General features: G+C 71.9%; 24 protein-coding genes. 14 read left to right on the top strand and 10 right to left on the bottom strand.

All coding sequences use genetic code 11. The features are described from left to right. Window positions 1-395 precede the first annotated feature (395 nt). Window positions 396-719, bottom strand: a complete 324-nt coding sequence (locus Apa02nite_RS46800; protein WP_203830909.1) for an STAS domain-containing protein — start codon at window positions 717-719, stop codon at window positions 396-398. Window positions 720-939: 220 nt separating this feature from the next. After that, window positions 940-1,719 (bottom strand): sulfite exporter TauE/SafE family protein, encoded by a 780-nt coding sequence (locus Apa02nite_RS46795; RefSeq protein ID WP_203830908.1) that lies wholly within the window; start codon window positions 1,717-1,719, stop codon window positions 940-942. A gap of 293 nt (window positions 1,720-2,012) precedes the next feature. On the opposite strand from Apa02nite_RS46795, the gene Apa02nite_RS46790 reads away from it, so the two are divergent. Further along, entirely contained in the window at window positions 2,013-3,482 is a 1,470-nt protein-coding gene (locus Apa02nite_RS46790) for a glycoside hydrolase family 43 protein (RefSeq protein ID WP_203830907.1), read from the top strand. Window positions 3,483-3,485: 3 nt separating this feature from the next. Here the strand turns inward: Apa02nite_RS46790 and Apa02nite_RS46785 are convergent, their stop codons facing one another. Beyond that, complete coding sequence (locus tag Apa02nite_RS46785) at window positions 3,486-4,247, bottom strand: globin domain-containing protein (protein ID WP_203830906.1); 762 nt, start codon at window positions 4,245-4,247, stop codon at window positions 3,486-3,488. Between the two features lie 107 nt (window positions 4,248-4,354). On the opposite strand from Apa02nite_RS46785, the gene Apa02nite_RS46780 reads away from it, so the two are divergent. Continuing rightward, a complete protein-coding gene (locus Apa02nite_RS46780; protein ID WP_067705925.1) occupies window positions 4,355-4,684 on the top strand; it encodes a PadR family transcriptional regulator in 330 nt (109 codons plus the stop codon). Next, on the top strand, window positions 4,681-5,676 hold the full coding sequence (locus Apa02nite_RS46775) for an HAAS signaling domain-containing protein (protein WP_239165061.1): 996 nt from the start codon (window positions 4,681-4,683) through the stop codon (window positions 5,674-5,676). The genes Apa02nite_RS46780 and Apa02nite_RS46775 overlap by 4 nt, the downstream gene beginning before the upstream one ends. Before the next feature lies 1 nt (window position 5,677). On the opposite strand, the gene Apa02nite_RS46770 is transcribed toward Apa02nite_RS46775, so the two are convergent. The 3 genes from Apa02nite_RS46770 to Apa02nite_RS46760 all read right to left on the bottom strand — a co-directional run bounded on the left by Apa02nite_RS46770 (window position 5,678) and on the right by Apa02nite_RS46760 (window position 9,165). After that, window positions 5,678-6,712, bottom strand: coding sequence for a hypothetical protein (locus Apa02nite_RS46770; RefSeq protein WP_203830905.1), 1,035 nt, complete (start codon window positions 6,710-6,712; stop codon window positions 5,678-5,680). Between the two features lie 64 nt (window positions 6,713-6,776). After that, window positions 6,777-7,586 carry an SAM-dependent methyltransferase gene (locus tag Apa02nite_RS46765; RefSeq protein ID WP_373873100.1) on the bottom strand — a complete coding sequence of 270 codons (810 nt, stop codon included), beginning with the start codon at window positions 7,584-7,586 and terminating at the stop codon, window positions 6,777-6,779. A 70-nt stretch (window positions 7,587-7,656) separates the two neighbouring features. Next, entirely contained in the window at window positions 7,657-9,165 is a 1,509-nt protein-coding gene (locus Apa02nite_RS46760; protein ID WP_203830904.1) for a DUF6461 domain-containing protein, read from the bottom strand. 72 nt (window positions 9,166-9,237) lie between these two features. On the opposite strand from Apa02nite_RS46760, the gene Apa02nite_RS46755 reads away from it, so the two are divergent. The 3 genes from Apa02nite_RS46755 (at window position 9,238) to Apa02nite_RS46745 (ending at window position 13,665) form a co-directional block, all read left to right on the top strand. Continuing rightward, entirely contained in the window at window positions 9,238-10,269 is a 1,032-nt protein-coding gene (locus tag Apa02nite_RS46755) for an AEC family transporter (RefSeq protein ID WP_239165060.1), read from the top strand. Window positions 10,270-10,320: 51 nt separating this feature from the next. Beyond that, window positions 10,321-10,866, top strand: coding sequence for a ParB N-terminal domain-containing protein (locus tag Apa02nite_RS46750; RefSeq protein WP_203830903.1), 546 nt, complete (start codon window positions 10,321-10,323; stop codon window positions 10,864-10,866). Between the two features lie 1,131 nt (window positions 10,867-11,997). Further along, window positions 11,998-13,665, top strand: a complete 1,668-nt coding sequence (locus Apa02nite_RS46745) for a TM0106 family RecB-like putative nuclease (RefSeq protein WP_203830902.1) — start codon at window positions 11,998-12,000, stop codon at window positions 13,663-13,665. Window positions 13,666-13,705: 40 nt separating this feature from the next. On the opposite strand, the gene Apa02nite_RS46740 is transcribed toward Apa02nite_RS46745, so the two are convergent. The 3 genes from Apa02nite_RS46740 to Apa02nite_RS46730 all read right to left on the bottom strand — a co-directional run bounded on the left by Apa02nite_RS46740 (window position 13,706) and on the right by Apa02nite_RS46730 (window position 17,998). Beyond that, window positions 13,706-13,984: a hypothetical protein gene (locus Apa02nite_RS46740; RefSeq protein ID WP_067705938.1), complete on the bottom strand. Its 279-nt coding sequence runs from the start codon at window positions 13,982-13,984 to the stop codon at window positions 13,706-13,708. 102 nt (window positions 13,985-14,086) lie between these two features. Beyond that, the gene (locus Apa02nite_RS46735; RefSeq protein WP_203830901.1) at window positions 14,087-15,283 is read right to left on the bottom strand and encodes a helix-turn-helix domain-containing protein; all 1,197 of its coding nucleotides are present in this window, start codon (window positions 15,281-15,283) and stop codon (window positions 14,087-14,089) included. A 225-nt stretch (window positions 15,284-15,508) separates the two neighbouring features. Beyond that, window positions 15,509-17,998 carry a DEAD/DEAH box helicase gene (locus Apa02nite_RS46730; protein WP_203830900.1) on the bottom strand — a complete coding sequence of 830 codons (2,490 nt, stop codon included), beginning with the start codon at window positions 17,996-17,998 and terminating at the stop codon, window positions 15,509-15,511. A gap of 86 nt (window positions 17,999-18,084) precedes the next feature. Here Apa02nite_RS46730 and Apa02nite_RS46725 point away from each other — a divergent pair, with 86 nt between their 5' ends. After that, complete coding sequence (locus Apa02nite_RS46725; protein ID WP_239165059.1) at window positions 18,085-18,384, top strand: DUF1707 SHOCT-like domain-containing protein; 300 nt, start codon at window positions 18,085-18,087, stop codon at window positions 18,382-18,384. On the opposite strand, the gene Apa02nite_RS46720 is transcribed toward Apa02nite_RS46725, so the two are convergent. After that, complete coding sequence (locus Apa02nite_RS46720) at window positions 18,370-18,756, bottom strand: BlaI/MecI/CopY family transcriptional regulator (protein WP_083972537.1); 387 nt, start codon at window positions 18,754-18,756, stop codon at window positions 18,370-18,372. The genes Apa02nite_RS46725 and Apa02nite_RS46720 overlap by 15 nt on opposite strands. Before the next feature lie 129 nt (window positions 18,757-18,885). Between Apa02nite_RS46720 and Apa02nite_RS46715 the strand changes: the two genes are divergently transcribed. The 7 genes from Apa02nite_RS46715 to Apa02nite_RS46680 are packed head-to-tail and all read left to right on the top strand — an operon-like array spanning window position 18,886 to window position 24,495. Continuing rightward, the gene (locus Apa02nite_RS46715; protein ID WP_239165058.1) at window positions 18,886-20,472 is read left to right on the top strand and encodes a methyl-accepting chemotaxis protein; all 1,587 of its coding nucleotides are present in this window, start codon (window positions 18,886-18,888) and stop codon (window positions 20,470-20,472) included. 42 nt (window positions 20,473-20,514) lie between these two features. After that, the gene (locus tag Apa02nite_RS46710) at window positions 20,515-20,877 is read left to right on the top strand and encodes a metalloregulator ArsR/SmtB family transcription factor (protein ID WP_203830898.1); all 363 of its coding nucleotides are present in this window, start codon (window positions 20,515-20,517) and stop codon (window positions 20,875-20,877) included. Beyond that, a complete protein-coding gene (locus Apa02nite_RS46705) occupies window positions 20,874-21,389 on the top strand; it encodes an SRPBCC family protein (protein ID WP_203830897.1) in 516 nt (171 codons plus the stop codon). The genes Apa02nite_RS46710 and Apa02nite_RS46705 overlap by 4 nt, the downstream gene beginning before the upstream one ends. A 28-nt stretch (window positions 21,390-21,417) precedes the next feature. Then, window positions 21,418-22,353 carry an acyl-CoA dehydrogenase family protein gene (locus tag Apa02nite_RS46700; RefSeq protein WP_203830896.1) on the top strand — a complete coding sequence of 312 codons (936 nt, stop codon included), beginning with the start codon at window positions 21,418-21,420 and terminating at the stop codon, window positions 22,351-22,353. Further along, window positions 22,350-23,069, top strand: a complete 720-nt coding sequence (locus Apa02nite_RS46695; RefSeq protein ID WP_239165057.1) for a PIG-L deacetylase family protein — start codon at window positions 22,350-22,352, stop codon at window positions 23,067-23,069. Before Apa02nite_RS46700 ends, Apa02nite_RS46695 begins: the two co-directional genes overlap by 4 nt. Next, the gene (locus tag Apa02nite_RS51715; protein ID WP_239165056.1) at window positions 23,066-23,815 is read left to right on the top strand and encodes a methyltransferase domain-containing protein; all 750 of its coding nucleotides are present in this window, start codon (window positions 23,066-23,068) and stop codon (window positions 23,813-23,815) included. The genes Apa02nite_RS46695 and Apa02nite_RS51715 overlap by 4 nt, the downstream gene beginning before the upstream one ends. Beyond that, window positions 23,812-24,495 carry a glycosyltransferase family 2 protein gene (locus tag Apa02nite_RS46680; protein ID WP_203830895.1) on the top strand — a complete coding sequence of 228 codons (684 nt, stop codon included), beginning with the start codon at window positions 23,812-23,814 and terminating at the stop codon, window positions 24,493-24,495. Before Apa02nite_RS51715 ends, Apa02nite_RS46680 begins: the two co-directional genes overlap by 4 nt. Window positions 24,496-24,750: the final 255 nt, after the last annotated feature.

Below are 24,750 nucleotides of genomic sequence, written 5' to 3'. Positions count from 1 at the left end.
CCACGCATGCGCACCCCACGAGTACGCCGCCGTGCACCGATCCGGCTGGCGCCCAGGGGTGTGTCGAAGCATCCGAGACACCCCTGACAGCCAGCCGGGGACCCGGTTCCGCGCAGCGCTCCGGGGCGGTCACTGACCTCGCGTGACCTGCGGCCAAGGCGAAGTGCGACACGCTGCCACCGGACGACCGCGGGGCACACCCGCTCCACGCTGAGCACGACGCGCTGCGTTCAACGCCCGACCGCCGCGCCCCCGAGGGCCGGCCCCGCGGCAGGGCCCGCGCCGGTGTGCTCCCCGGCGTACCGAAAAGGGTGATCGGAAGCGGACGCCTGCCGGGGGGCGACAGCGGTCGGAAGTGGCGCGGTCCGGCGTGGGGCCGACCCGTGTGGCCGGGGTCAGATGATGTGGCGGAGGCGGTGGCGGGGGACGCCCGCGGCGGTCAGTGTGTCGGCCAGGGCCATCGACGAGTGGTCGAGGAAGACCGCCACGTGGTGGTCGTCGCCGATCTGGCACGCCGCGACCAGGGTGCCGAGGTTGATCGGGTCGAGTTCGCGGACCTCGGCCAGGTCGAGGACCAGGCGTAACGGGCGGGTCTGGCGGATGGCCTGTACCAGCGTGCGGCGCAGGGCGACCGCGTCCCCGGCGTCCAGGATGCCCCGCGGGTGGATGACGAGAGTGCCGTCGGCGCTCGTGTTGACGTCGACCGTGCTGGCCGTCATCGATTTACCTTCCGTTGCCCGGACCTTCTCTGAACGGTTGAGATTAGGGACCGTTCGGGAGCAGGTCGAGAGTCACCGGGAAAAGTTCATCAGGTCACGAATCGGTCACCGGCCGCGCCCAGGGGAAAAGGCCCTGACCAGGGACAGAACGCGGGACCGGAACCCGGCAACATCCCGCCCAGGGACCGCCGGCCCGCGGGCCGACCGGGCCAGGACGGGGTCAGGGGAGGGACTGGGCCAGGTAGACCAGGGCCAGGGTGACGGCGAGCGTGCCCAGCAGCAGGCGGAGCGCGGTCTCCGGGAGATGGGGCTGCAGCCGGGCGCCAAGATAGCCGCCGACCAGGCCGCCGGCGCCGCAGAGCACGCCGAGCACCCAGTGCGGGGCGATGTCGCCGCTCGTGGTCAGGGCCAGCACGCCATACGTGGCGGCGCCCGCGATCGAGGTGACGAACGTCGAGGCCAGCGCGGCCGGGGCGATCTCGGCCATCGGCGTGCCGCGCCCGGCCAGGATCGGTCCGAGAATGGACCCGCCGCCGATGCCGTAGACGCCGCCGACCGTCCCGGTGGCGAGACTCAGCCCGAGGACCGTGCGCCGGGACAGCGGCGCCCGATCGGAAACGGCCGGCCGCAGGGCGCGCAGGCACAGCCAGACGCCGAGCGGGAACAGGATCGCGGCGGCGACGAGACGGAACACCCGGGGGCCGGGGATGGCGAAGACCCGGATCACCGCGCCGAGTGCGACGCCGGGCACGGTGCCGGTGATCAGCAGCCGGGCCAGCGGTCCGGTGAGCTGGCCGTTGCGGCGGTAGCGGAGCAGCGCGCCGGGCCCGGCGACCACGTTGAACAGCAGGTTCGTCGGGGTGACCGCCGGGTTCGGCACGTGCAGCACGCTGAGCTGGACCGGCAGCAGGAACACCGCACCGGACACGCCGACCGGCGCGGTGACGATCGAGATCACCAGGCCGGCCAGGAACCCGGTCAGGCCGGTCTGCCAGCTCATGATCAGTACATTAGCGACCGGTCTCGACACGGAGGCGGGCGATGTTGTCGAGGCGGCCGAGCGGCGGCTCCGGGTCGCCGGCGTGGGCTCGACGCCGTCCTCCACCCAGGCGGCCACGCTGCGCAACGCCTCGTGCGGCACCCCGAGCCAGGCGCTCGGTCCGGTGCTGGCCGGTCAGGTGGTCGCGCTGACCGGCGGTTACCGCGCGGCCTGGGCGGTCGCCCTGGTCCTGAGCGCGATCGCCGCGGTCGCCATCCTTCGCGTACGTAAAGCCCCATGGGAAGGTGACCACCATGCCCAACCCGATCCTCCCCGGCTTCAACCCGGACCCGAGCGTCGTCCTCGTCGACGGTTTCTACTACGTCGTCACGTCGACGTTCGAATACCTGCCGGGCCTGCCGATCTACCGCAGCGCCGACCTGGTCACCTGGGAGCAGATCGGCAACGTGGCGACCCGGCCCGAACAGCTCGGCATCGACACCGCCCCGTCCGGGCTGGGCGTGTGGGCGCCGACGCTCCGCTATCACGACGGCCGGTTCCACCTCATCGTGATCATCACGGGCAGTCCGCGCGGCTGTGTGGTGTTCACCGCCGAGGACCCGGCCGGGCCCTGGGACGACGGCACCACCATCACCGGGATCGACGGCATCGACCCCGACCTGGCCTGGGACGACGACGGCACCGCGTACGTCACGTACTCCGGGTTCGACGCCACCGGGCCGGCGGCTGGCGAGCACCACGGCATCCAGCAGGCCCGGGTCGACCTGGCGGCCGGGCGGGCACTCGAAGTACCGCGCTCGCTCTGGTCCGGGACCGGGCTGCGGTTCCCCGAGGCGCCGCACGTGTTCCGGCGTGGCGAGCACTGGTACCTGATGATCGCCGAGGGTGGCACCGAGCGTGGGCACGCGGTCAGCATCGCCCGCGGGCCGTCGATCAGCGGGCCGTTCGCGGGCGGGCCGGCCAACCCGATCCTGACCGCGAGCGGGCGGGACAGCCGGGTCCAGTGCGTCGGGCACGCCGACCTGGTCACCGGCCCGGACGGCGAGGACCGGCTGATCCTGCTCGGCGTGCGCACGGTCGGGTGGACGGCGGCCTTCTCGCCACTCGGGCGGGAGACGTTTGTGACCCGGGTGAGCTGGCACGACGGCTGGCCGGTGGTGGAGCCGGTGCCGTCGCCGGACGGGGAGGGCGTGGTCGAGGAGAGCTTCGACTTCGCCGATCCGGGGGCGCTCGACGACCCCGGGTGGCTGGCGGTCGGGCGGGCGCCCGGGCAGGTCGGGTCGCTGACCGAGACGCCCGGGCGGCTCACGCTGCACGGGGTCGAGGGTGGGATGCGGGCGTTCCGGCCCAGCTTCGTCGGGCGCCGGCAGCGCCATCTGACCAGTGTGTTCACCGCGACGGTGGACGCGTCGGCGGGGGTGGGCGGGCTCGCCTGCCGCTATGACGAGCACATCCACCTGTCCATCGAGGTGCGCGGCGGCACGGTGACCGCCACCGCCAGGCTGGTCGGGGTGGAGCAGAGCTGGACCGCCGAGGTGCCGGCCGGTGAGGTCGAGCTGCGGATCGAGACCAGCCTGCCGACGCCGGGCCCGGCGGCCGCCGGGGCGGACCGGATCCGGCTGATCGCGGCGGGACAGTGCCTCGCCGAACTGGACGGCCGATATTGGTCCAGCGAGACCGCGGCGTCGTTCACCGGCCGGGTGACCGGCGTCTTCGCCGCCGAGGGGACGGTCACCGTAGGCCGGTTCAGTTACCGCAGCTAAAGATCAACCTTGGTACGGCGGAGCCACGCCCCAGCCCCAGTGCGGCACGGGTGCCTGGGGCGCCGGCTCGGCACCCGGCTGGGAGTTGGCCAGGGCGAGCCGGGTGCCCCACTCCAGGTAGCCCATGAACGCGGCCCGGAACTCCGGGTCGGCGGGCAGCCCCACCTCGTCGGCCGCGTCGGCGAGCAGGCTCACCCAGCGACGGCGCTGCGGCTCGGTGATCGCCCGGTTCAGGTGTTTGCCGAGCATGTGGGCGTACCCGCCGCGGCCGTGGGTGTAGTCGGCCGGGCCGCCGAAGACCTCGGCCAGCCACATCGCGACGTACCGGGGGTGGCCCGGATCCATGTGCGCGAACATCGGCCCGATCAGCTCGTCGGTCTTGACCGTGTCGTAGAACCGCTCGGTGAGCCGCTCGAACGCGGCCGCGCCGCCGGCCCACTCGTAGAGGGTCGGCACCGCGCCGCCGGTGCCGCGTACCGCGGTCGGCCGGTAGTGCCGCATCTCCTCGATGGACTCGATGTAGGGACGGATCTCGGCCAGGAAGACCGGGAACAGCTCACCGCCGCGGAAGCCGCGCAGGTGGTCGTCGGCCGAGGTCCAGGTGATCCGCAGAACGTATGCGGCGGGGTCGTCGACGCAGCGGCTGAGCTCGTAGTCTCCACACTGCGGCGCCTTGGCCAGCTGCTCGGCGGCCCGGGCGTAGGCCTTCTCGAACTCCCCGTCACGCCCCTCGGGGATGCGGTAGCGGATGTACTCCACGATCACGACGATCCTCCGTACCCGGTAACTCTGTAATTAAGTAAGCACTGTAGACCACACGGCAGGTATGGCGGCGTTGACGGTACTTCGGATAGCGCAGTACTGTGCCGTGCGTGGATACCACACAGCTCCTCAAAGGAGTGCTGGATCTCGCCGTCCTCGCCGCGCTCCGGGACGGGGACGGCTACGGCTATGACATCCTGCGCCGGCTCCGGGCCGCCGGCCTGCAGGACGTCGGCGACGCCTCCGTCTACGGCACGCTGCGCCGGCTGTTCGCCAACGGCTTCCTGAACACCTACGTGGTTCCCAGTGACGAGGGGCCGCACCGCAAGTACTACGCGCTGAACGCCGCCGGACGGGCCGAACTGGACCGGACCGGCAAGACCTGGCGCGACTTCGCTTCGACGATGGACGACCTGCTTCAGGACCGGGGGACCGTGTGAACGACGTGGTAGCGGACGAGATCACCGGGTACGTCGCCCGGGTGCGGCTGGCGCTCGGCGGCCTGCCGGAGAAGACCCGTGAGGAGCTGCTCGAGGACCTCCCCGAGCACCTGGCCGAGGTCCGCGCCGAGGGCACCGGCACGCTCGTCGAGCGGCTGGGCGAGCCGGCGGCGTATGCGGCCGAGCTGCTCGCCGCGGCCGAGGTCCCCGACGTCAAGGCCGAGGAACCGGACCGCTATGCCGAGCTGAAGGCGGTTCGCGACCAGGTCGTCCGGGGTTTGCGAGAAGCAGACGTACGGGTGGGTCCGGTCCTGGGCTACTCCAAGGCCAGTGAGTTCCTGGCCCTGCTGCTCCCGGCCTGGTGGGTGCTGCGCGGTTACCTGGCCGCCATGGTCCTGGCCCATGTGTTCGCCACCGGCGACGAGCGGCTCGGCCTGCTGCCCCGGGTCGGCGGGAGTGGCGTGCTCGCGCTGGTCCTGCTCGGCGCGTGTGTGGTCGGCTCGATCTGGCTGGGCCGCCGTGGCACGCCGGCCGGGCAGTGGCCGCGCTATGCCTACTGGTCCGGCACGGCCGTGCTGATCCTGCTCGCGGTGGTCGGGTTCGCGACCGTCGACGACGAGGCCCAGGTGACCCCGTCGTACGTGGACGCCACCTACAGCGGCAACTCCGGCTACGAGAACGTCCGGGACGTGTTCGTCTACGACGGTCAGGGCCACCCGGTGGAGAACGCCCAGCTCTACGACCAGAACGGCCAGCCGATCCAGCTCGGCAGCCAGTGGTGCGACGACCCGGACACCGGGGAGTCCGTGCAGAGCTGGCAGCGCGGCTACCCGCGCTGTCCGAAACTGAACCCGTTCGTGGCGCCGAGCCCGACCCCGATGGAGAACGGCGAGTGGCCGACCCCCGACCCGTCGGTGCCGCCGTCCCTGACGCCTTCGGTGACGCCTTCGGTGACGCCTTCGGCGAAGCCAATCCCGTCCCCCAGCAAATAGCTCAGGAGATCTCCAGCAGGCCCATCCCGGCGGCCGCGTCGACGTCCAGCCCCGCGGCGTCGCCGAGGTCGCCGGAGCGGATCACCGCGCCGGGCGCGGTGCCGCCCTCGTGCCGGCCGTAGATCGCGATGTCCCCGGCGCCGTCACCGACCTCGACCAGGACCGGCACCTCCCGATCGGTCCGGATGTGCCACTGGCTCACGCCGCCGGCCATCCGGATCGGCAGGGTCCGGGTCAACCGGCCCAGCGTGATGTCGATGGTCTCGGCGCCACCGTCCAGGTCGATCCGGCTGATCGTGGCGCCGGTCAGGTCGAACGTGGCGGTCTTGACCCCGCCGGCCATCCGCAGGCCCCAGACGATCCGGTCACTGAGCTGCACCTCGACCGGGCTGCCGCCACCGGCCGGGGTCACCCGCAGCACCCCGTCGGTGAACGTCGGCTCGCCGCCGCGGACCCGGAAGTCCACGTCGTCCAGGGTGGCGGTGCGGACCACGAAGTCGGTGATGCCGGAGACCAGCTCGAACCGGGCGGTGCGGATCCGGGCCGGTGGCGTGGTGGTGGTGATGGCCGAGGTCGGCAGCGGCGGGCGCGGCGCGACGGTGGTCGCGGCCGGGGACGGCGCCGTGGTGGTCGGTGCGGGGCCGACGACCGCCGGTGACTCGGACGGGAGCGCCGGCACGGGGGTGATCGCGCGCTGCCGGATGTCGGCGTCGGTCAGCGGCCGGGCCAGCACCACCGTGCCGCCGATCACGAGCAGGGCCAGCACCCCGGTGAGGATGACCGGACGATGGGGGCGACGGGATGACGGCGCTTCCGCCGTACCGGAAAAATCCGGCGAAGCCGGCAGGAACGCCCGCCAACCCGCGGCCTTGGCGGCGGCCTCGACCCGGTGCGGTGCGTCCGGCCAATAATCCGCGATGTTGGGCAGCATCATGCCCGGCGGATTGCGGACCGGCTGCGGTCTTGGTGCCGGATCGTCCAGGTAACGGGCGATCCGAAGGGCTGGGGGAGACTCGCGGTCGTCCTTCCCGTCCACGTGCGTCTCCTCGCGGCGCATCGACGTCGAACTCCGGGAGCCTACTGGCACCTCGTCAACAAACTCAACGAACCCGGCCGACGATCGCGTTGAACGCCACGTCCTCGACCGACGGACGCGGCTGCGACGCCTGCTCCGGCCACCACCGCGACACCGACTGCACGCCCGGCTCGATCAGGTCCAGCCGGCGGAACAGGTGCTCGAGCTGCGCGCCGGTCCGCGCCCGGAACCGCCCGTCGGCGTTCGCGGCCTCCAGCGCCTCGATCGCCCCGGCCGGCAGGTATTCCCAGGTGGAGTGGGAGGCCACCACAAAACTGCCGGGCGGCAGCGCGTCCAGGATGGTGTCGACCACGCCCTGCGGGTCCTCGTCGTCGCGGATGAAGTGCAGGACCGCGACCAGCATCACCGCCATCGGCTTGGTGAAGTCCAGGGTCGCGCGCAGCTCGGGGTCGTCCAGGATGGTGCGCGGTTCGCGCAGGTCCGCGTCGATGTACGCGGTGACACCCTCCGGCGTGCTGGTCAGCAGCGCCCGCGCGTGGGTGAGCACGATCGGGTCGTTGTCGACGTAGACGATCCGGGCCGCCGGGTCGATCCGCTGCGCCACCTGGTGGGTGTTGTCCGCGGTCGGGATGCCGGTGCCGATGTCGAGGAACTGCCGGATGCCCTGCTGCGCCAGGAAGTCCACCGCACGCTGCAGGAACGCGCGGTTCTCCAGGGCGGCGAGCCGGATCGTCGGCATGGCCCGCTCGATCGCCTCGGCCGAGGCCCGGTCGGCGGCGAAGTTGTCCTTGCCGCCGAGCAGGTAGTTGTACCGCCGGGCCGGGTGCGCCACCGTGGTGTCGATCCGGTCCAATGCATGCCGCCGGTCAGCCACCGACGCCTCCTCAGGTCGAAGATCCAGAGGCATCGTAGTACCCGCGCGAGAATCCGTTGTGGACGAGGCGTCAGCCGAACCGGGCGCGCAACTCCGTCACCAGATCGTCGGCGCGGCCGTCGAACGTCTCCAGCGCCGTGGAGAACGTGTCGCTCAGCGCCCGCGCCGGGTCCGGATTCGCCGTGTTGAAGATGGTGATCACTGCCATCGGCGCGCGGTCGATGCGTTCCCGCAGGTCGGCGCGCTGCTTCTCGGTGAGGCGATCACCGATCTGGTCCAGCGGCAGACCTGTCGTCGCGGTCACCAGCGCCGCCGCGGAGATCAGCCGGAACACCGCTCGCCGGTCCGGGAACGGCAGCGGATCGCCGCGGTCGAGGGCGTCCAGGGCCGGGCGAGCCCAGTCCAGCTTGTCCAGCCCGGCCATCTCGAACGCGCGCCGGGCCAGCCAGCGGGACACCTCGCGCTGCTTCTCCGGCTGCCACGACGCGAACTCCTTGGCCATCACCCCGGAGGCCGGATGGCTGCTCGCCGGAGCGGTGGTCGGCTCGGTGATCGGCGCGGGCTTTTCGACCGGCGGGGCGGACCTGCGGTCGGCGCTCAGGGCGCACCGGCGCAGCACGACGGCCTGCAGGCTGCGATCACTGTCCTGGATCGCGTACGCGGTGCTGAACCGGTCGGAGAGATCCTCGCTGAACGCGGCCGCCGCCACGTCCTGCACCGCGTTCATCCCCTGCAGGTCGCCGGTGACGCGTTCGTGCAGCTCCCGCAGCTGGGCACGGAGCTCCGGCGCGGGCCGTCGGCCGTCCTCGAGCGCCTCCAGGATCGCGACGAGCACCGGCTCGCCGTCCAGGTGCGCGTCCTCGGCGATCAGCCGGGCCCGGAACGCCGCCATCGCCGGCACGTTCTCCATGGTCGGCGACGCCAGCATCCGCTGGACGAACGGGTGCTCCAGCGCGGCAAGACCGCGGCCACCCTCCGGCACAAGATCATCTGGTACGAGGGTCAGCACCACCCCGGGCAGATCCTGCTCCATCAGGTCGAACGGCAGTCGTACGCCGGTGATCCGCTCGGCCAGGGCGAACCCGGCGGCCTCGGGGATGGTGTCGTCCTCGTATCCGAACGGCAGCCCGGCCAGCATCGGGTCGAGCAGCTTCGGGTCCTCGCCGGAGCGCCGTTCCGGCCGGATGTGGTCGATCACCGTCTGGGTCCGGTCCCCGCTCAGGTAGCTGAACTCGGAGCGCCCGCTGACGTCGCGGAACACGCTGAGCGCGGCCCCGTCACCGGCCGCCGCGGCCCGGCGCAGCACCTCCGGGCGGCTCCCCTGGCAACCGTTGATCTCGATGGCGACCCGCCAGTCGCCGATCGTGGCGACGACCAGGGTGGCCGGCTCCTCGCCGTACCGGAAGCCGTCGAGCACCTGCGCGAGGTCGGCCGGCGACCGCACCCCGGCCGGGTCGCCGCCGAACGCGGCGATCAGCGCGGCGTCGTCGAGACCCCGGACGAAGGTGACACAGAAGGCCTCGCCCCACTCCGCGTCCACCAGCATCCGGTCGTAGTAATCCGCCGCCTCGTCACCCACCCGGTCACCGTACGATCTGCCGCCGCGCCCCGGAGTCGATTCGATCAGCCGTCGCCCGATAGCGTCGCGATCATGGTGTCGGCGCTCTCCGGATTCGTGCTGATCGGTGCGATCGTGCTGGCCGGCTGGGCGCTGCGCCGGTGGGGCGGGCTGCCGGAGAACGCCGAGGCGGTCCTGGCCCGGGTGGTCTGGCTGGTGCTCACCCCGTGCCTGCTGTTCACCGGGGTGGCCGCCACCGACCTGACCGCCCTGTTCAGCGAGCCGCTGCTGGTGTCGGTGGGCGCCGCGCTGATCTGTTTCGGCCTGCACGTGCTGATCGTCCGCGGTGTCCGGCCGGGCCTACCGGGCCTGTCTGACCCGCCCGGCCTGCCTGACTCGCCTGTTCTACCTGACTCGCCCGGCCTGCCCGGCTCGCCCGGCTCGCCCGGCTCGGCTTTTCGCCGGGTCGGGTCCGGCGAGTTGGTGCTCGGCGCGCTGGGCGCCGGTTATGTCAACGCCAACTACATCGGCATCCCGGTCGCCACCTACGTCCTCGGCGACGCCACCCTGGTCATCCCGATCATCGTGCTCCAGCTGCTGATCATCATGCCGATCGCGCTCACCCTGCTGGAACTCGCCACCACCGGCCACGCCTCGGCCCGCGCCGCGGTGTCCGTCCCGCTGCGCAACCCCCTGGTAGTGGCCACCCTGCTCGGCGGGATCGTCGCGCTGACCGGCCTGCGACTGCCGCCGATCCTGCTCAACCCGCTGACCACGATCGGTCAGGCCGCCGTACCGATGGTCCTGATCGCCTTCGGCATGTCGCTCTCCGGCCGCCGCGTGCTCGCGCCCGGCCCGGAACGCGCCGGCACGGTCACCGCCGTCCTGCTCAAGACCGCCGCGATGCCGCTCATCGCGTTCCTGCTGGCTGCCGCGTTGCGGTTGACCCCACCCCAGACGTACGCGGTGACCGTCCTGGCCGGCCTGCCCACCGCGCAGAACATCTATCTGTACGCCCAGCGCTTCCACACCGGCCAGATCCTGGTCCGCGACACGATCTTCCTGACCACCGTGTCGTGCGTCCCGATCCTCCTAACGGTGACACTTTTATTCCACCTTTGGTGAGTAGGCTTCGGCGTCCCGGCATGGCAGCCTTCTCCGGTGACCGTTCGCCGGATGACGCTTGCCGAGGTGCTCGCCACCTACCGGCCTTCGGTGGGAGGGGACACCTGGAAGTCGGCGATCCCCGACCTGCTCGCCGACCCGGACAGCGCCCAGTGCGTCGAGCTGCTCCGCTCGGAGCTCGTGGTGAACGGCGGCTTCGCCCAGCCGATCCTGGTCGACCCGGAAGCCCGCGAGATCCTCGACGGCATGCACCGGATCGCCGCCGCTCTGAGGAACCGCCACGACTGGCTGAAGGTCGCGGACTCCCCGTCGGACCTCCCGGACCCTCGGCGCGTCCAGGCGACCCTGGGCACCTCGGCGGTGACGTCGACGCTGGTGGACCGGCTGGCCCGGGTGCTGCGCTCGTTCCCGTTCCCCGGCGGCTGGACCAACTGCGACGGCCTGTTCCCGGGCGATGTGACCGTGACAGGCTGGTGGCAGTGCCCGGAGGGCTTCGACGCGGAACTGGCGGCCGAGCTGATCGCCCGTGCAGCCGCCGCCGGCATCAAGCTGGTCCTGCTCTCCCTGACCCCCCTCGACGACCCCACCGCCCTGTAGCCCCCACGCCCCCGCACACCGCTCGCCCTGATCGTGACTTGTTGCGCGGCTCGCGGTTGGTGGGCGGCTGGGGCCTTGCCAGTCGGGGAAGCTGCCGGTCCCGATCCGACGCGCCCGTCGCGCTGGTCGTGGCTTGTTGCGCGGCTCGCGGTTGGTGGGTGGCTGAGGGCTTGCCAGGCGGGGTGGCTGCTGGTCGCGGCCCGATGCGCCGCCCGCGACCGCGGCCGTCCCAGAGGCTGGACGGTGATCCCGGTAGGTGGGCCGCCCCCCTGGCCCAGCCGGCGCTCACAGCCTCCTCCAGACAGGCATAACGGCCGTCAGCCCCAGCCAGACCGTGCCAGCTGGCCGTGAGTGCCGTTATGACCCCTTCATAAGGGCGCCCAGGGCCAGCCGCGCGGTCCGGGCTGGTCGTGAGTGCCGTTATGACGCCTTCATAGGGGCGCTCAGCGCCAGCCGCCCGGTTCCGGCTGGTCGTGAGTGCCGTTATGACGCCTTCATAGGGGCGCCCAGGGCCAGCCGCGCGGTCCGGGCTGGTCGTGAGTGCCGTTATGACGCCTTCATAGGGGCGCTCAGCGCCAGCCGCCCGGTTCCGGCTGGTCGTGAGTGCCGTTATGGGGCCTTCATAAGGGCGCCCAGGGCCAGCCGCGCGGTCCTGGCGAGCGGCCATGGTTGTCTCGAGCCCGCGATAACCACCACCGGCGCTCGCCGAGTCCGGCTGGTGCTCATGGTGGTTTCAGCGGCCGTGATACCACCACCAGCACCAGCTGGATTCGGTCGGCTGAAGCTCATGGTGGTATCAGGAGCCGGGATACCACCATGAGCACCAGCCGGGTTGCACCGTGCCCGGCAGTTTGCCGGGATGGGCGCATCGGACCGCGACCAACGGCCACCCCGCCTGGCAAGCCAGCCCCAGCCACCCACCGACCGCGACACACCAGCGGCACCAGCCCGCAGCGCCCGGCCCGCGACACGAGCCCGCAGCGGCCGGCCCACGAGACCAGCCCGCAGCGCCCGGCCCACGACACCAGCCCGCGGCGGCCGGCTCGGCGGTGCCCGGAACGGCGGTGCCTGGCTCGGCCGGGAGGGGTGTGTCCGTTTTTGAACGGGTGCTGCGGGTGGCTACCATCACGCATGATCATCGGTGGAGTCAGCGGGACCGAGCCGGCCGGAAGCACCGCTGAGCGCCCGCTGCTCCTGGGTGGATACGCCGCCAAGACCTGTCCCCGTGCCGTCCACAACCGGCACGACCGGACCGTCCCGCGCCAGTTCGGGCCGGTGGCCCCGGAACTTCAGCAGCTCTTCGACCTGGGCAACACGTTCGAGTCCGAAGTCCTCGGTGCCTGGGCGGGGTTGAACCTGCCCGGCTACGCGGACCTCAGCGACCTCGACGACGACAAGCCGATGCACATCGGCGCGACCATCGGCGCCATGCGCGCGGGCGCCAGCGTGATCGTCGGCGGGCGGCTCCCCGACGATCTGCCCGGGCACCGTACCGGGAAGCCCGACCTGCTGATCCGGGCGGCCGAGGGCGGTTATCACCCGGCCGACATCAAGGCCCACCGGGTGCTGACCAAGGGGCTGGATGCCCGGGTCAGCCCGCTCCACGCCCCGTCCCTGGCCGCCGCGGTCAGGCTGGAGGACGCGCGGGAGCACGCCGACGAGCGGGACCTGATCCAGCTCGCGCACTACTGGCGGATGCTGGCCGCGTGCGGTCACCAGGCCGCCGAGCCGTGGGGCGCGATCGTCGGCACCGACGGCGCGCAGCTCGTCTGGTACGACCTGCGCCTGCCCCGGTTCATCACGTTCTCCCGTACCTCGGGCAAGGCCAAGCGCAGTGCCCTGGAGCGCTACGACCACGAGCACGACTTCCGGGTGCGGGTCGCGGCGGTGGCCCGGCAGCGGCGCGGACGGCCGGACGATCCGGAGCCCCTGGTCGAGCCGGTCGGGCACGCCGAGTGCACCACCTGCGAATGGGCGCCGGTCTGCGTCGACGAACTGCCGCCGGCCGACCTCAGCGGGGAGCTGCGCGGGGCACTCAGCGTGCGGGAGTACCTGGCGTTGCGGGAGAGCGGTATTCGTACCATCGAAGGTCTTGCCTCCAGTGACCCGGACGACCTCCTGGCCGGAGCCTACGGTCGTGAGGTCGGGCATCTGCCGCAGCGGCGGCATCGGTTGCGGAAGGCGGCCGTGTCGGCGCAGCTGGCCCGCGACGGCCTGCTGCTGCGGATCAAGGACGGTCCGTTGCCGGTGGTGCCCCGTGCCGACGTGGAGATCGACATCGACGCGGAGTGGGGCGCCGACGACCGGGTCTACCTGTGGGGGCTGTTGGTGACCAGCGGGGGTGCCAGCCGGTACGAGGCGTTCTTCGAGCCGGCGGTGACCGACGAGGCGCGCCTGACAGAACAATGCCTGGCCCGGCTCGACACGCTGGCCGTCGAGGCCGAGGAACAGGGGCGCAGTCTGCTGGTCTACCACTACACGCACCCGGAGCGGACCCGGGCGGCCCGGTTCACCCCGGTGCCGCGGGGCGCCGCGCAGCCGGAGCGCTGGGTGGACCTGCACCGGCTGGTCAAGGACGGCGTCGAGTCCCGGGCCGGGCTGGGACTGAAAGTGATCGCTGTGCACGGCGCCGGTTTCCACTGGCGGGACGACGATCCGGGCGGCCGGCAGTCACAGGACTGGCATCGGGCGGCCCGCGAGGGTGATCGGCAGGCGGCGCGGCGGCTGCTGGACTACAACGAGGACGACGTACGGGCGAACCTGGCCGTCCGGGACTGGCTGACCGCGAGTTATCGGTGACGCGCGGCGGCCCGGCCCGGGCCGCCGCTCCAACAAAAGGTCAGAAGGGCGCTGGTCCGCGACCGGCGAGCGACATCAGGATCTGTGTCGCGAGCAACCGGCGGACGCCGGTGACGGACACCTCGCCGATCTGGTCATAAGGCAGTTCCAAAACAAGTCCTTCGGCTGCGTTACGTACGTCTGTGCTGATCTGGTCCGGCCGAAAAGTTCCGCCCCACCCGTCGATGCCGCCCCGCTGGTTAGTGCTGAGCGAAGCCATGCCGGATACGCGTGTGCCGTCGACGAGCGTGAGACGCGCCGGACCGGAGTAGGTGGTCATAGTCGTCAACCGTAACCGGCCCGGGTAGCGAGCGGCCCGCTAGGGCGCGCGGTGGCCTGCCTGCTCGTCGCACGGTCACGCGTCGGTTACGCACCGCGAACCCTAGCCGATCTTGAGTCGTTCGCAAAGGGCTCGGAGCTCGGTTCCCCCGGCCATCCGCCGGGAACGGTCGAGCAGCGCCCGTGCGGTCTCCTGAACCATCGACGAAGTGTGCACGTGTTGCGGGGCGACCCGCTCGGCCACGATCAGGAAGCGGATCGCCTCCCGGTCCCGGTTCCGCAGCCGGGCCAGGGCGCGCGCGGTGTCGGTGTAGTAGAAGACCTGTCGGAAACCGATCGGCAGGGCGGCCGGGTCGGTGTCCCGGGCGATCTGCGCGGCGCGCCCCGGGTCGTCGCCGTCGATCTCGATGCCGATCCGCCAGATGTCGACGTTGGTGGGGCCGAAGTACAGCCCGAGCGTGCTGGTCTCCCCGGTCCGGCGGGCCAGCGCGGCGGCCTCGGCGGCCCAGGCTCGGCTGTCGTCCAGGCGTTTGGCGCCCCGGCTGGCGTATGCGCAGTTCAGCTGCAGTGAGCCGATCATCTCGGCGGCACCGGGCAGTGCGGCGTGCGGCCGTAGATCGTCGACGGCCTGCTCGGCCAGGGCGTAACCCCGGTCGTAGGACCCGCAGGCGTTGGCGGCGCTGGTCCGCGCGTAGGCGGCGTAGCCGCGCAGGACCGGGTCCTCGGTCGCGGCGGCGGCGTCCCGGCAGCGTTCCGCCCCCAGCCACGCGTCGGCCGGATGTCCGAGATTGCGCAGCACGGAGGAGGCGATGAACGTGACGTCGCAGAGCAAGCGCAGCGCTGGTTTTTCGCTGGCAGAGGCATGCAGGCCGCGGAGCAGAGCAGGGATCAACCGGCTCGCCCCGGCGTAGTCGCAGGCCTGCCGCAGCGTGTCGAGCAGCGCCACGGTCCGTGCCAGCTCGGTCAGCGGTGGTGCCTCGAACGAGCCGGCCACGGACAGGTCGAGATCGACGAGGGCCTGCCGGACGGCGTGCACCGCGGCGTGCGCGGCCACCGCGTCCCGATCACCGGCCGGCACCGCGGTCCCGGCCAGCTCGGCCGGTGAACACTCCAGCGCGGCGGCCAGATCGGCCAGCACGAACCGGTTGTCTGCCGCCTGCAGTCCGCGTTCGATCCTGCTCCAGGTGGCGTGCGAGACCCCGGCCCGGCTCGCGGCGAACCGCATGCTCCAGCCGCGGCGCAGTCGGCGATCCCGGATACGGTCCCCGATCGTCGGGTCCGGCGTCGGTCGTGGCGTCATACCCCGACGCTAAGCCCGCCGTCGATACCCGGCGGTACATGCCGGTACCACCACATTCAAAACCCTATTCGGTACGACTACGGAGCGCCCGTCCGCAGGCTACGAGCCGAGTCCCGCCCGTGAGGCCGCCGCGAGACCGTGGCCACTCCCGGCCGAGGCGCGCCTCCCGATCCCGGCTGGTCCTCAGGGGTGTCTCCGCGACGCGGAGCCACCCCTGGAAGCCAGCTAGTGCGGGCCGACCGCGACGATCTTGATGGCGGCGATGCCGGCCTCGTCGGACTCGGCCAGGTCGATGGTGGCGTCGATGCCCCAGTCGTGGTCGCCGGCCGGGTCCTCGAAGACCTGCCGGACCGTCCACACGGTCGGACCGGCGTCGATGTGCAGCAGCGCCGGGCCACGGGCCGCCGGGCCGGTGCCCATCTCGTCGTACTCGTCGAAGTACTCGTCGACGGCCTTGCGCCAGCGCTCCGCGGTCCAGCCGGACGCCTCCGAGTCCAGCTCGCCGAGCAGGTCGTAGCGGCCCAGCGCGGCCAGCTCCACCCGGCGGAACATGGCGTTGCGGACCAGGACCTTGAACGCGCGCACGTTGCGGGTGACCGCCGGCGGCTTGTCGTCGATCCGGACCTCCTCGATCACGGCGCCCGGGTTGCGCAGCCGCTCCCACTCGTCGAGCAGGCTGGAGTCGACCTGCCGGACCAGCTCGCCGAGCCACTCGATCAGGTCGCCGAGCTCCTCGGTGCGGGCGTCCTCGGGCACCGTCTGGCGCAGCGCCCGGAACGCGTCGGCCAGGTAGCGCAGCACCAGCCCCTCGGAGCGGGACAGCCCGTAGAACGAGATGTACTCGGTGAACGTCATGGCCCGCTCGTACATGTCGCGGACCACGGACTTCGGCTTCAGCTCGTAGTCGGCGACGTACGGGTGACCCTGCCGGTACGTCTCGTACGCGCCCTCGAGCAGCTCCAGCAGCGGCCGGGGCCAGGTCACGTCCTCGAGCAGCGTCATCCGCTCCTCGTACTCGATGCCCTCGGACTTCATCGCGTTGACCGCCTCGCCGCGCGCCTTCTGCCGCTGCGCGGAGAGCACCTGGCGCGGGTCCTCGAGGGTCGCCTCGATCACCGAGACCACGTCGAGCGGGTACTCCGGCGCCTCCTTGTCCAGCAGTTCCAGACAGGCCAGGGCGAACGGCGACAGCGCCTGGTTCAGCGCGAAGTCCAGCTGCAGGTCGTCGACGAGCTTGTAGACACCGGCCTCCGAGCGCTCGATCACCCCGCCGGCGATCAGCGCCTTGGCGATGGCGATCGCCCGGCGGATGTGCCGGCGCTGGGCGGCCGGCTCCTCGTGGTTGTCGGTGAGCAGGTGCCGCATCGCCTCGAACGGGTCGGCGTCGCGGGCCAGCACGTTCAGCAGCATGGCGTGCGACACCTGGAACGACGAGGTCAGCGGCTCCGGGTCGGCGCCGACCAGCCGGTCGAAGGTCGGCCGGCTGTAGCCGATCTGCCCCTCCGGCGGCTTCTTGCGGACCACCTTGCGGCGCTTCTTCGGGTCGTCGCCGGCCTTGGCCAGGGCCCGCTCGTTGTCGATCACGTGGTCCGGGGCCTGCACGATCACGGTGCCCAGCGTGTCGAACCCGGCCCGGCCGGCCCGGCCCGCGATCTGGTGGAACTCGCGCGCCTTGAGCAGGCGGGTCTTCACCCCGTCGTACTTGGACAGGCCGGTGAACAGCACGGTGCGGATCGGCACGTTGATGCCGACGCCGAGGGTGTCCGTCCCGCAGATCACCTTGAGCAGCCCGGCCTGGGCCAGGGTCTCCACCAGCCGCCGGTACTTCGGCAGCATGCCCGCGTGGTGCACGCCGATGCCGTGCCGGACCAGGCGGGTCAGCGTACGGCCGAAGCCCGCGGTGAACCGGAAGCCGCCGATCGCCGCGGCGATCGCCTCCTTCTCGGCCTTGCTGCTCATGTTGATGCTCATCAGCGACTGGGCGCGTTCCAGGGCGGCGGCCTGGGTGAAGTGCACGATGTAGACCGGCGCCTGCTTGGTGGCGAGCAGCTCCTCGATCGTCTCGTGCAGCGGGGTCATCGCGTACTCGAACAGCAGCGGGACCGGCCGCTCGGTGTTGCTGACCACCGAGGTGGACCGGCCGGTGCGCCGGCTCAGGTCGTCGACGAACCGGGTGGTGTCGCCCAGGGTCGCCGACATCAGCAGGAACTGCGCCTGCGGCAGCTCGATCAGCGGCACCTGCCAGGCCCAGCCGCGGTCCGGCTCGGCGTAGAAGTGGAACTCGTCCATCACCACCTGGCCGACGTCGGCCTTCGCACCCTCGCGTAGCGCCAGGTTGGCCAGGATCTCCGCGGTGCAGCAGATGATCGGCGCGTCCGCGTTGACGCTGGCGTCACCGGTCAGCATGCCCACGTTGTGCGCGCCGAAGATCGCGCAGAGGGCGAAGAACTTCTCGCTGACCAGGGCTTTGATCGGCGCGGTATAGAAGGTGGTGCGCCCGTCGGCCAGCGCGGCGAAGTGCGCGCCCGCCGCGACCAGGCTCTTTCCCGAGCCGGTCGGAGTGTTCAGGATGACGTTGGAGCCGGTCGCGATTTCGATAAGCGCCTCCTCCTGATGCGAGTACAGGGTCAGCCCCTGTTCCGACACCCAGGTCTGGAAAGCGTCGAAGACAGCGTCGGGCTCAGCGTTGCCGGGAAGGCGATCGGTCAGCGTCATGATCCTGCAAGTTTGTCAGCTCGCCCCGGACGCTGCGTAAAGGGGACCGCTGGATCGCCTTGCGGAGCGCCGATAGGGTTTCGGCCGTGGGACTTCCTGTGCCGGCGCCGATCTCCGACGGCGACCGTGAACGTGTGGCGGAATTGCTCCAGCGAGCCTGTGGTGACGGCCGCATCACCCTCGAGGAATTCAGCGTACGGGTCGGCTCGGTCTGGTCCGCGGAGACCGACGTCGACCTGACCGGCACCAACGCGTTCAGCTCGCACGAGTTGAAGCTGGCGCCGGTGCCCCGGCTGGCCGGCACCCCGGAGGTCCGGGTGCACGTGAACGCGTGGTTCTCCTCGGTGCGGGTGGTCTCCCGCCGGCCCGAGCTACTCGCTGAGTAGGTCGCGCAGCAGCTGCTCGTCGGTGGCGTCCAGGTTGCCGACGAAGCGGCGCAGCACCGACGCGCGATCCGCTTCGACGGCCAGCAGACGGGTCATCCGGTCCGCGGTGAGACCGGCCGGGCCGTCCGGCGCTCCGTACCGGAAAGCTCGTCCCTCCCGATGCCGGGACGCCGAGCCTTTCTCATAGAGCCGGGTCAGCGTGGTGACCACGGTGCTGTAGGACAATTCGTTCGACGGATCCAGACGATCGCGCACCTCACCGGGGGTGAGCGGCCGGTCCGCGGCGCCCAGCACCGTCATGATCTCGGTCTCCAGCTGCCCGGGCCGGCGGCGGCCGGGTCGCTCGTCGCCGGGGGTGCGTGCGTCGTTCACCTTCTGACTCTATCGATCGACGGCGTCGTGCCGGGAATCCGGCTTGTTCCCAAGTCGCCTGACGCGGCCGGGTTGTGTGGTTTGGTAACAGGGCAAGCGCGTATGCACGAGATCCTCGGGGGACGTCGCATGCCCTGGTTCGCGAACCTGTCGATACGGCTGAAGATCTGCGCGGCGGTGGGGCTCGCCGGGTTGGTGGCCGCCGGCGTCGGCGTGGTCGGCCTGCAGAAGATGTCGGCCATGGCGGACGCCGCTGAGTACCTCTACCACGACAACCTGGTGCCGGTCGCCCAGCTGGGCACGGTCCAGGCGGAGGTCCAGCGCTCCTGGATCGCGCTGCAGGACATGCTGGGCAGCCAGGGCAGCACCGCGATGGCCACCGACCGCACCACGATCGCCGACGCCGACACGAAGGCCGACGACACGTTCGCCGCCTACACCGCCACCGACATGACCGGCCGCGAGACGGTGGTGGGGCAGTACACGACGGCGTTGAAGCAGCTCCGTGACCTCCGTGATCAGCAGCTGGTGCCGCTGGCCGAGGCCGACGACGTCGACGGGTTCAGCAAGATCCGGGACAGCACCGGCCGGACCGCGCTGACCAGCACGCTCACCGCGCTGAACGACCTGGTCACGATCGAGACGAAGGTCGCGGGGGAGAAGCGGACGCAGACCGCGGCCGACTACCGCACTGCCCGGTCCCTGATGGTGACGCTGCTGCTGATCGGGCTGGCGATCACGCTGGGCATGGCCCTGCTGGTGGTGCGCGGCATCATGAGCACCCTGACCTCGGTCGGGCGGGTGACGCAGGGGCTGGCCACCGGCGACCTGACCGTGCTGGCCGGGGTCACCGGCCGCGACGAGCTCGGCCGGATGGCCACTGACCTGGACGCCGGCACCGCGGTCCTGCGCGGCAGCGTCGACCGGATGTCCCAGGTCGCGGTCACCCTGGCGGCGTCGTCGGAGGAGCTGTCCACGATCAGTGCCCAGCTGAAGAACGGCGCGGCCGATGCGTCGGCGCAGGCCGAGAGCGCGTCGCACGCCAGCGAGGAGGTCAGCGCCGGGGTGCAGACGATCGCGGCCGGCGCCGAGCAGATGAGCGCGTCGATCACCGAGATCGCCTCCAACGCCGGCCAGGCCGCCCACGTCGCGCAGCAGGCCATGGCGGTCGCCGCGCGTACCACCGTGCAGGTCGCCACGCTCGGCACCGCGACCGCCGAGATCGGCGACGTGGTCCGGCTGATCACCAGCATCGCGGAGCAGACGAACCTGCTCGCGCTCAACGCCACCATCGAGGCCGCCCGGGCGGGTGAGCTGGGCAAGGGGTTCGCCGTGGTGGCCGGGGAGGTCAAGGAGCTCGCCCAGCAGACCGCCAAGGCGACCGAGGAGATCACCGCCCGGATCGGCGCGATCCAGGACTCCAGCAGCACCGCGGCCGAGGCGATCGGGGAGATCACCGCGGTGGTGCAGCAGATCGGCGACTACACCACCACGATCGCCTCGGCGGTGGAGGAGCAGACCGCGACGACCGCGGAGATGAGCCGCTCGGTGCAGGACGCCGCCACCAGCAGCGGCGACATGGCCCGTACGGTCTCCGGGGTGGCCCAGATCGCGACCGCGACCCTGGACGGCGCGGATTCGACGCAGCAGGCCGCGGCCGACCTGACCCGCCTGGCGAGTGAGCTGACGACGCTGGTCGGCAGCTTCCGGCACTGAGCGGGCTTGCCTGACGCGTAACCCAGTGGTTACGCTTTCCGGGTGGACGAGGTGGCGGCGGCGATCGCCGATCCGGTGCGGCGGGACATCCTGGTGATGTTGCGCGAGCAGCGGCTGCCCGCCGGGGAGATCGCCGACCGGTTCGCGATCAGCCGCCCCGCCGTCAGCCGGCACCTGCGGGTGCTCCGGGAGAGCGGCCTGGTCCGCGACACGCTCGTCGGCCGGCAGCGCCTCTACGAGCTGGATCCGTCCCGGCTCACCGGCCTGGTCGAGTGGCTCGGCCAGTTCACCCGGGCCGACGCCTGGGAGCAGCGCCTCGACGCGCTGGAGACCGAGGTCTACCGCACCCGTCGCGAGCGCCGCCAGGGCGGGCGTGCGGATCAACGACAGGAGAACACGGCATGACCAGCTCACCCATCGGCCGGCTCTTACCCGGCGCCACCGGCCCCGACCTCGTGCTGACCCGTACGTTCCGGGCGCCGATCGAGGACGTCTGGGCCAGCGTGACCGAATCCGACCGTACCGCCCGGTGGTTCGGACCGTGGGAGGGCGACGCCGCCCCCGGTCGTACGATCAAGATGCAGATGGCCTTCGAGGACCAGCAACCGTGGTTCGACGTCCGGGTCGACGCCTGCGACCCGCCGCGCCGGCTGTCCCTGTCGACGAGCGAGGAGTCCGGCGGCTGGCGTCTGGAGCTGGTGCTGTCCGAGGCCGGCGGCCGGACCGAGCTCCGCTTCGTCCACCACCTGACCACCACCGAGGGTGTCGGCGAGATGGGTCCTGGCTGGGAGTACTACCTGGACATGCTGGTGGCGGCCCGCGACGGCCTGCCCGCACCCACCTTCGACGACTACTACCCGTCGATGAAGCCGTACTACGACGCACTCACCCCGAGCTCACCCCCGGGCGACGATTGATCGGCGAACACCCGGGTACGTACGGCCCGTGCTCACACATCCGCCTGACCTGCCCCTACCCGGCCACGGTGCCACCGCGGACCGTCTGCGCGGCCTGATCGGTCTCGGTCGCGCCGACCTGGTCGCCTGTCGGCTCGGTGAGGGCCACGCCGACGCCGTCGCGATCCGCGCCGAGCTCGGCGACGCCGATCCGGAAAACCATGCGTCCGGCGAACGGTGGGGCGTCTGGGCGGCGTCACCTTCTTCGGTACGAGCGGAGCACACCCCCGACGGCTGGACCCTGACCGGCGACCGCCCGTGGTGCTCGGGCGCCGGCTGGTGCACCGACGCGCTGGTGACGGCGGCCGCCGGCGACGGCATCCGGCTGTTCGCGGTCCGCAACACGCCCCCGCACGCGCAGCCCCTCGACGGCACCTGGCCGGCGATCGGCATGGCCGGCAGCGACAGCCGGACGATCCGGTTCACCGCAGCCCCGGCCCGCCCGATCGGAGCACCCGGCGCGTACGTGGACCGGCCCGGCTTCTGGCACGGCGGCATCGGTGTCGCCGCGTGCTGGTTCGGCGGTGCGCTGGGTGTCGCCGACGCACTCCTCGACGCGGCCCGCCGTAAGGATCTCGGCCCGCACGCGCTGGCCCACCTCGGCGCCGTCGACGTGGCGCTCGGCGCGACCCGGGCGGTCCTGGACGACGCCGCCGCCCGGATCGACGCCGACCCGAAAGCCGACGCCCACCGCCTCGCCCTGCGGGTGCGCGCGACCGCGGAGGCCACCGCCACCGAGGTGATCGACCGGGTCGGCCGGGCTCTCGGCGCCGGCCCGCTCTGCCGCGACGCCGATCACGCCCAGCGCGTCGCCGACCTGACCGTCTACCTGCGCCAGAGCCACGCCGAGACCGACCTCGAACAACTCGGCCGCCTGCTGACCACCGAGGACTCCGCCGGGCTCGCCCGGGGCCCGCGGTGGTGAGGGCGATCGCGGGGGAGGGCACCACCGAGTGTGAGTGGCTGGCCTGGGACGCGGTGTGGTCCTGGCCGGCGCTGCCGCTCGACCCGCCCGGGTCACCGCTGGTCGTGGCACCGCACCCGGACGACGAGATCCTCGGTGTCGCCGGGCTGCTGTCCCTGCTCGGCAGCGCTGATCTGGCCGCGGTCACCGACGGTGAGGCGTCGCACCCGGGTTCGACAATGCACAGCCGGGGTGAGCTGGCCGCGATCCGGCGTACCGAGACCGCGGACGCGCTGCGGGTTCTCGGGCTCGGCGGGTCGCGGGTGCACCGGCTCGGGCACCCGGACGGCGGCATCGACGAGGACACTCTCGCCGGGGAGCTGGCGGGGCTGCTCGCACCGGACCGGTGGTGCCTGGTGACCTGGCGGGGCGACGGGCACCCCGACCATGAGGCGACCGGCCGCGCGGCGGCTCGGGCCTGTGCCGAGACGGGTGCCCGGTTGCTGGAGTATCCGATCTGGGCGTGGCACTGGTCGTACCCCAATGATCCTGACGTGCCCTGGCACCGAGCCCGCCGCATTGATCTGCCACCCGCGGCCCGGGCGGCGAAATCGGCCGCGATAGCGGCGTTCCCGAGTCAGATCGCGCCGCTCGGCCCGGCACCGGAGGACGCCGCGATCCTGCCGCCGCACGTGCTGGCCCGCTTCGCCCGACCGTTCGAGGTGATCTTCGAGTGAGTACGCCGATCAGCTACTTCGAGCGGATGTATGCCGCCGACCCGGACCCGTGGAGTTTCGAGACCCGCTGGTACGACGCCCGCAAACACGCGTTGACGGTCGACGCGTTGCCGGCCCGGCGGTACCGCTCCGGGTTCGAGCCGGGGTGCTCGACCGGTCTGCTCACCAGCCGGCTGGCCGCCCGATGCGATCGACTGCTGGCGACGGACGCTGTCGGATCCGCCGTGCAGACCGCGGCCGCGCGACTCGCCGACCGCCCGCACGTCACGATCCGAACCGGTCAGCTCCCCGGGGACTGGCCGGACGAGACATTCGACCTGATCGTCCTCTCCGAACTCGCCTACTACTTCGACGACACCGACCTCGCCACCCTGCTCCACCACGCGGCAAACTCGCTGACCCCAGCCGGCGATCCCGCACCCAACGGCGATCTCGCACCCAACGGCCATGCGTCCGGCGTTCTCGCGCCCGGCGGCCATGCGTCCGGCGGTGATCTTGTACCCAACGGCCTTGCGTTCAGCGATCTTGCGTCCGGCGGTCTTGTGCGAGGCGGTGACCTGGTTGCCGTGCACTGGCGGCACCCGGTCGCCGAGCACGCCCGCTCCGGCGATGAGGTCCACGCCGCACTGGCCGCGGTCCCCGGCCTGCATCGAATGTCCCGGCACGAGGAGGCCGACTTCCTGCTCGAGGTCTTCACCCGCGACCCGCTCGCAGCATCGGTCGCCCGCCGCGAGGGCCTGGTGTGACGATCCGCCGCGTCGCGGTCGTCGTGCCCGCCCACAACGAGAGCCGCCTGCTCCCCGCCTGCCTGACCGCTTTGCATCACGCCATCGCGCGGTCGCCGGTCCCGGTCCTGACCGTCGTGGTCGCCGACGACTGCACCGACGGTACGGCGCGCCTCGCGCTCGCCGGCCACGCCGAGGTCGTCGTGGTCGAGGAGCGCAACGTCGGCCGCGCCCGCGCCGCCGGAGTCGCCCACGCGCTGCGCGACGGCCCGGACGATCTCTGGCTGGCGTCCACCGACGCGGACAGTCGCGTGCCCCCGAACTGGCTTCTCCGGCAGCTCCGGCACGCGGAACACGGCGCGGACCTGGTCACCGGCACTGTCGAAGTCGACGACTGGTCAGCCTGGCCGGACCCGCTTCCGTCCGCCTACGAGCGCCGCTACCGCGAAAGCGTCGCCGGCGCCCGCCACGGCCACATCCACGGCGCGAACCTCGGCGTCCGCGCCACCACCTATCTCGCGGCCGGCGGCTTCCCCGCGCTGACCTGCGACGAAGACCGCACCCTCGTCACCCGCGTCCGCGCCACCGGCGCCCGGGTGATCACCGACGCCCGCGACCCGGTCCGCACCAGCGCCCGCCCGGACGGCCGCGCCCCACACGGCTTCGCCGCCCACCTACTCACCCTGTCCGCCGAATCCTGAAGGCAGTCCCCTCTCCAGACCGCCATTTCCCGGTACGTATCAGGAGCCCCCGCCCGCAGGCCACGACCCAAGCCCGTCCGTGACCCCCGCCCGCAGGCCATGACCCAAGCCCCGCCCGTGACCCCCCGCCCGCAGGTCACGAGCCGAGTCCCGCCCGTGATCCCTCGCAACCCCGAGTCCACCCCCGACCGCGCCCCGGACCCCGGCTGGTGCTGGCGGTCGAGGGCGAACCGGTACGCCTGGATCGTCTTCACG

Source organism: Actinoplanes palleronii, assembly GCF_016862315.1.
Taxonomy (GTDB): Bacteria; Actinomycetota; Actinomycetes; order Mycobacteriales; family Micromonosporaceae; genus Actinoplanes; species Actinoplanes palleronii.
The sequence above is the reverse complement of the archived record's forward strand: the minus strand, read 5'-3'. Positions and strand labels throughout refer to the sequence as shown.

What these genes read in the sequence shown, in the direction of transcription:
- Apa02nite_RS46740 (WP_067705938.1), bottom strand. Translation starts at nt 13,984, where the DNA reads ATGACCACCTACTCCGGTCCGGCGCGTCTCACGCTCGTCGACGGCACA.
- Apa02nite_RS46705 (WP_203830897.1), top strand. Translation starts at nt 20,874, where the DNA reads ATGACCAGCTCACCCATCGGCCGGCTCTTACCCGGCGCCACCGGCCCC.
- Apa02nite_RS46730 (WP_203830900.1), bottom strand. Translation starts at nt 17,998, where the DNA reads ATGACGCTGACCGATCGCCTTCCCGGCAACGCTGAGCCCGACGCTGTC.
- Apa02nite_RS46715 (WP_239165058.1), top strand. Translation starts at nt 18,886, where the DNA reads ATGCCCTGGTTCGCGAACCTGTCGATACGGCTGAAGATCTGCGCGGCG.
- Apa02nite_RS46735 (WP_203830901.1), bottom strand. Translation starts at nt 15,283, where the DNA reads ATGACGCCACGACCGACGCCGGACCCGACGATCGGGGACCGTATCCGG.
- Apa02nite_RS46790 (WP_203830907.1), top strand. Translation starts at nt 2,013, where the DNA reads ATGCCCAACCCGATCCTCCCCGGCTTCAACCCGGACCCGAGCGTCGTC.
- Apa02nite_RS46745 (WP_203830902.1), top strand. Translation starts at nt 11,998, where the DNA reads ATGATCATCGGTGGAGTCAGCGGGACCGAGCCGGCCGGAAGCACCGCT.
- Apa02nite_RS46755 (WP_239165060.1), top strand. Translation starts at nt 9,238, where the DNA reads ATGGTGTCGGCGCTCTCCGGATTCGTGCTGATCGGTGCGATCGTGCTG.
- Apa02nite_RS46750 (WP_203830903.1), top strand. Translation starts at nt 10,321, where the DNA reads ATGACGCTTGCCGAGGTGCTCGCCACCTACCGGCCTTCGGTGGGAGGG.
- Apa02nite_RS46800 (WP_203830909.1), bottom strand. Translation starts at nt 719, where the DNA reads ATGACGGCCAGCACGGTCGACGTCAACACGAGCGCCGACGGCACTCTC.
- Apa02nite_RS46795 (WP_203830908.1), bottom strand. Translation starts at nt 1,719, where the DNA reads ATGAGCTGGCAGACCGGCCTGACCGGGTTCCTGGCCGGCCTGGTGATC.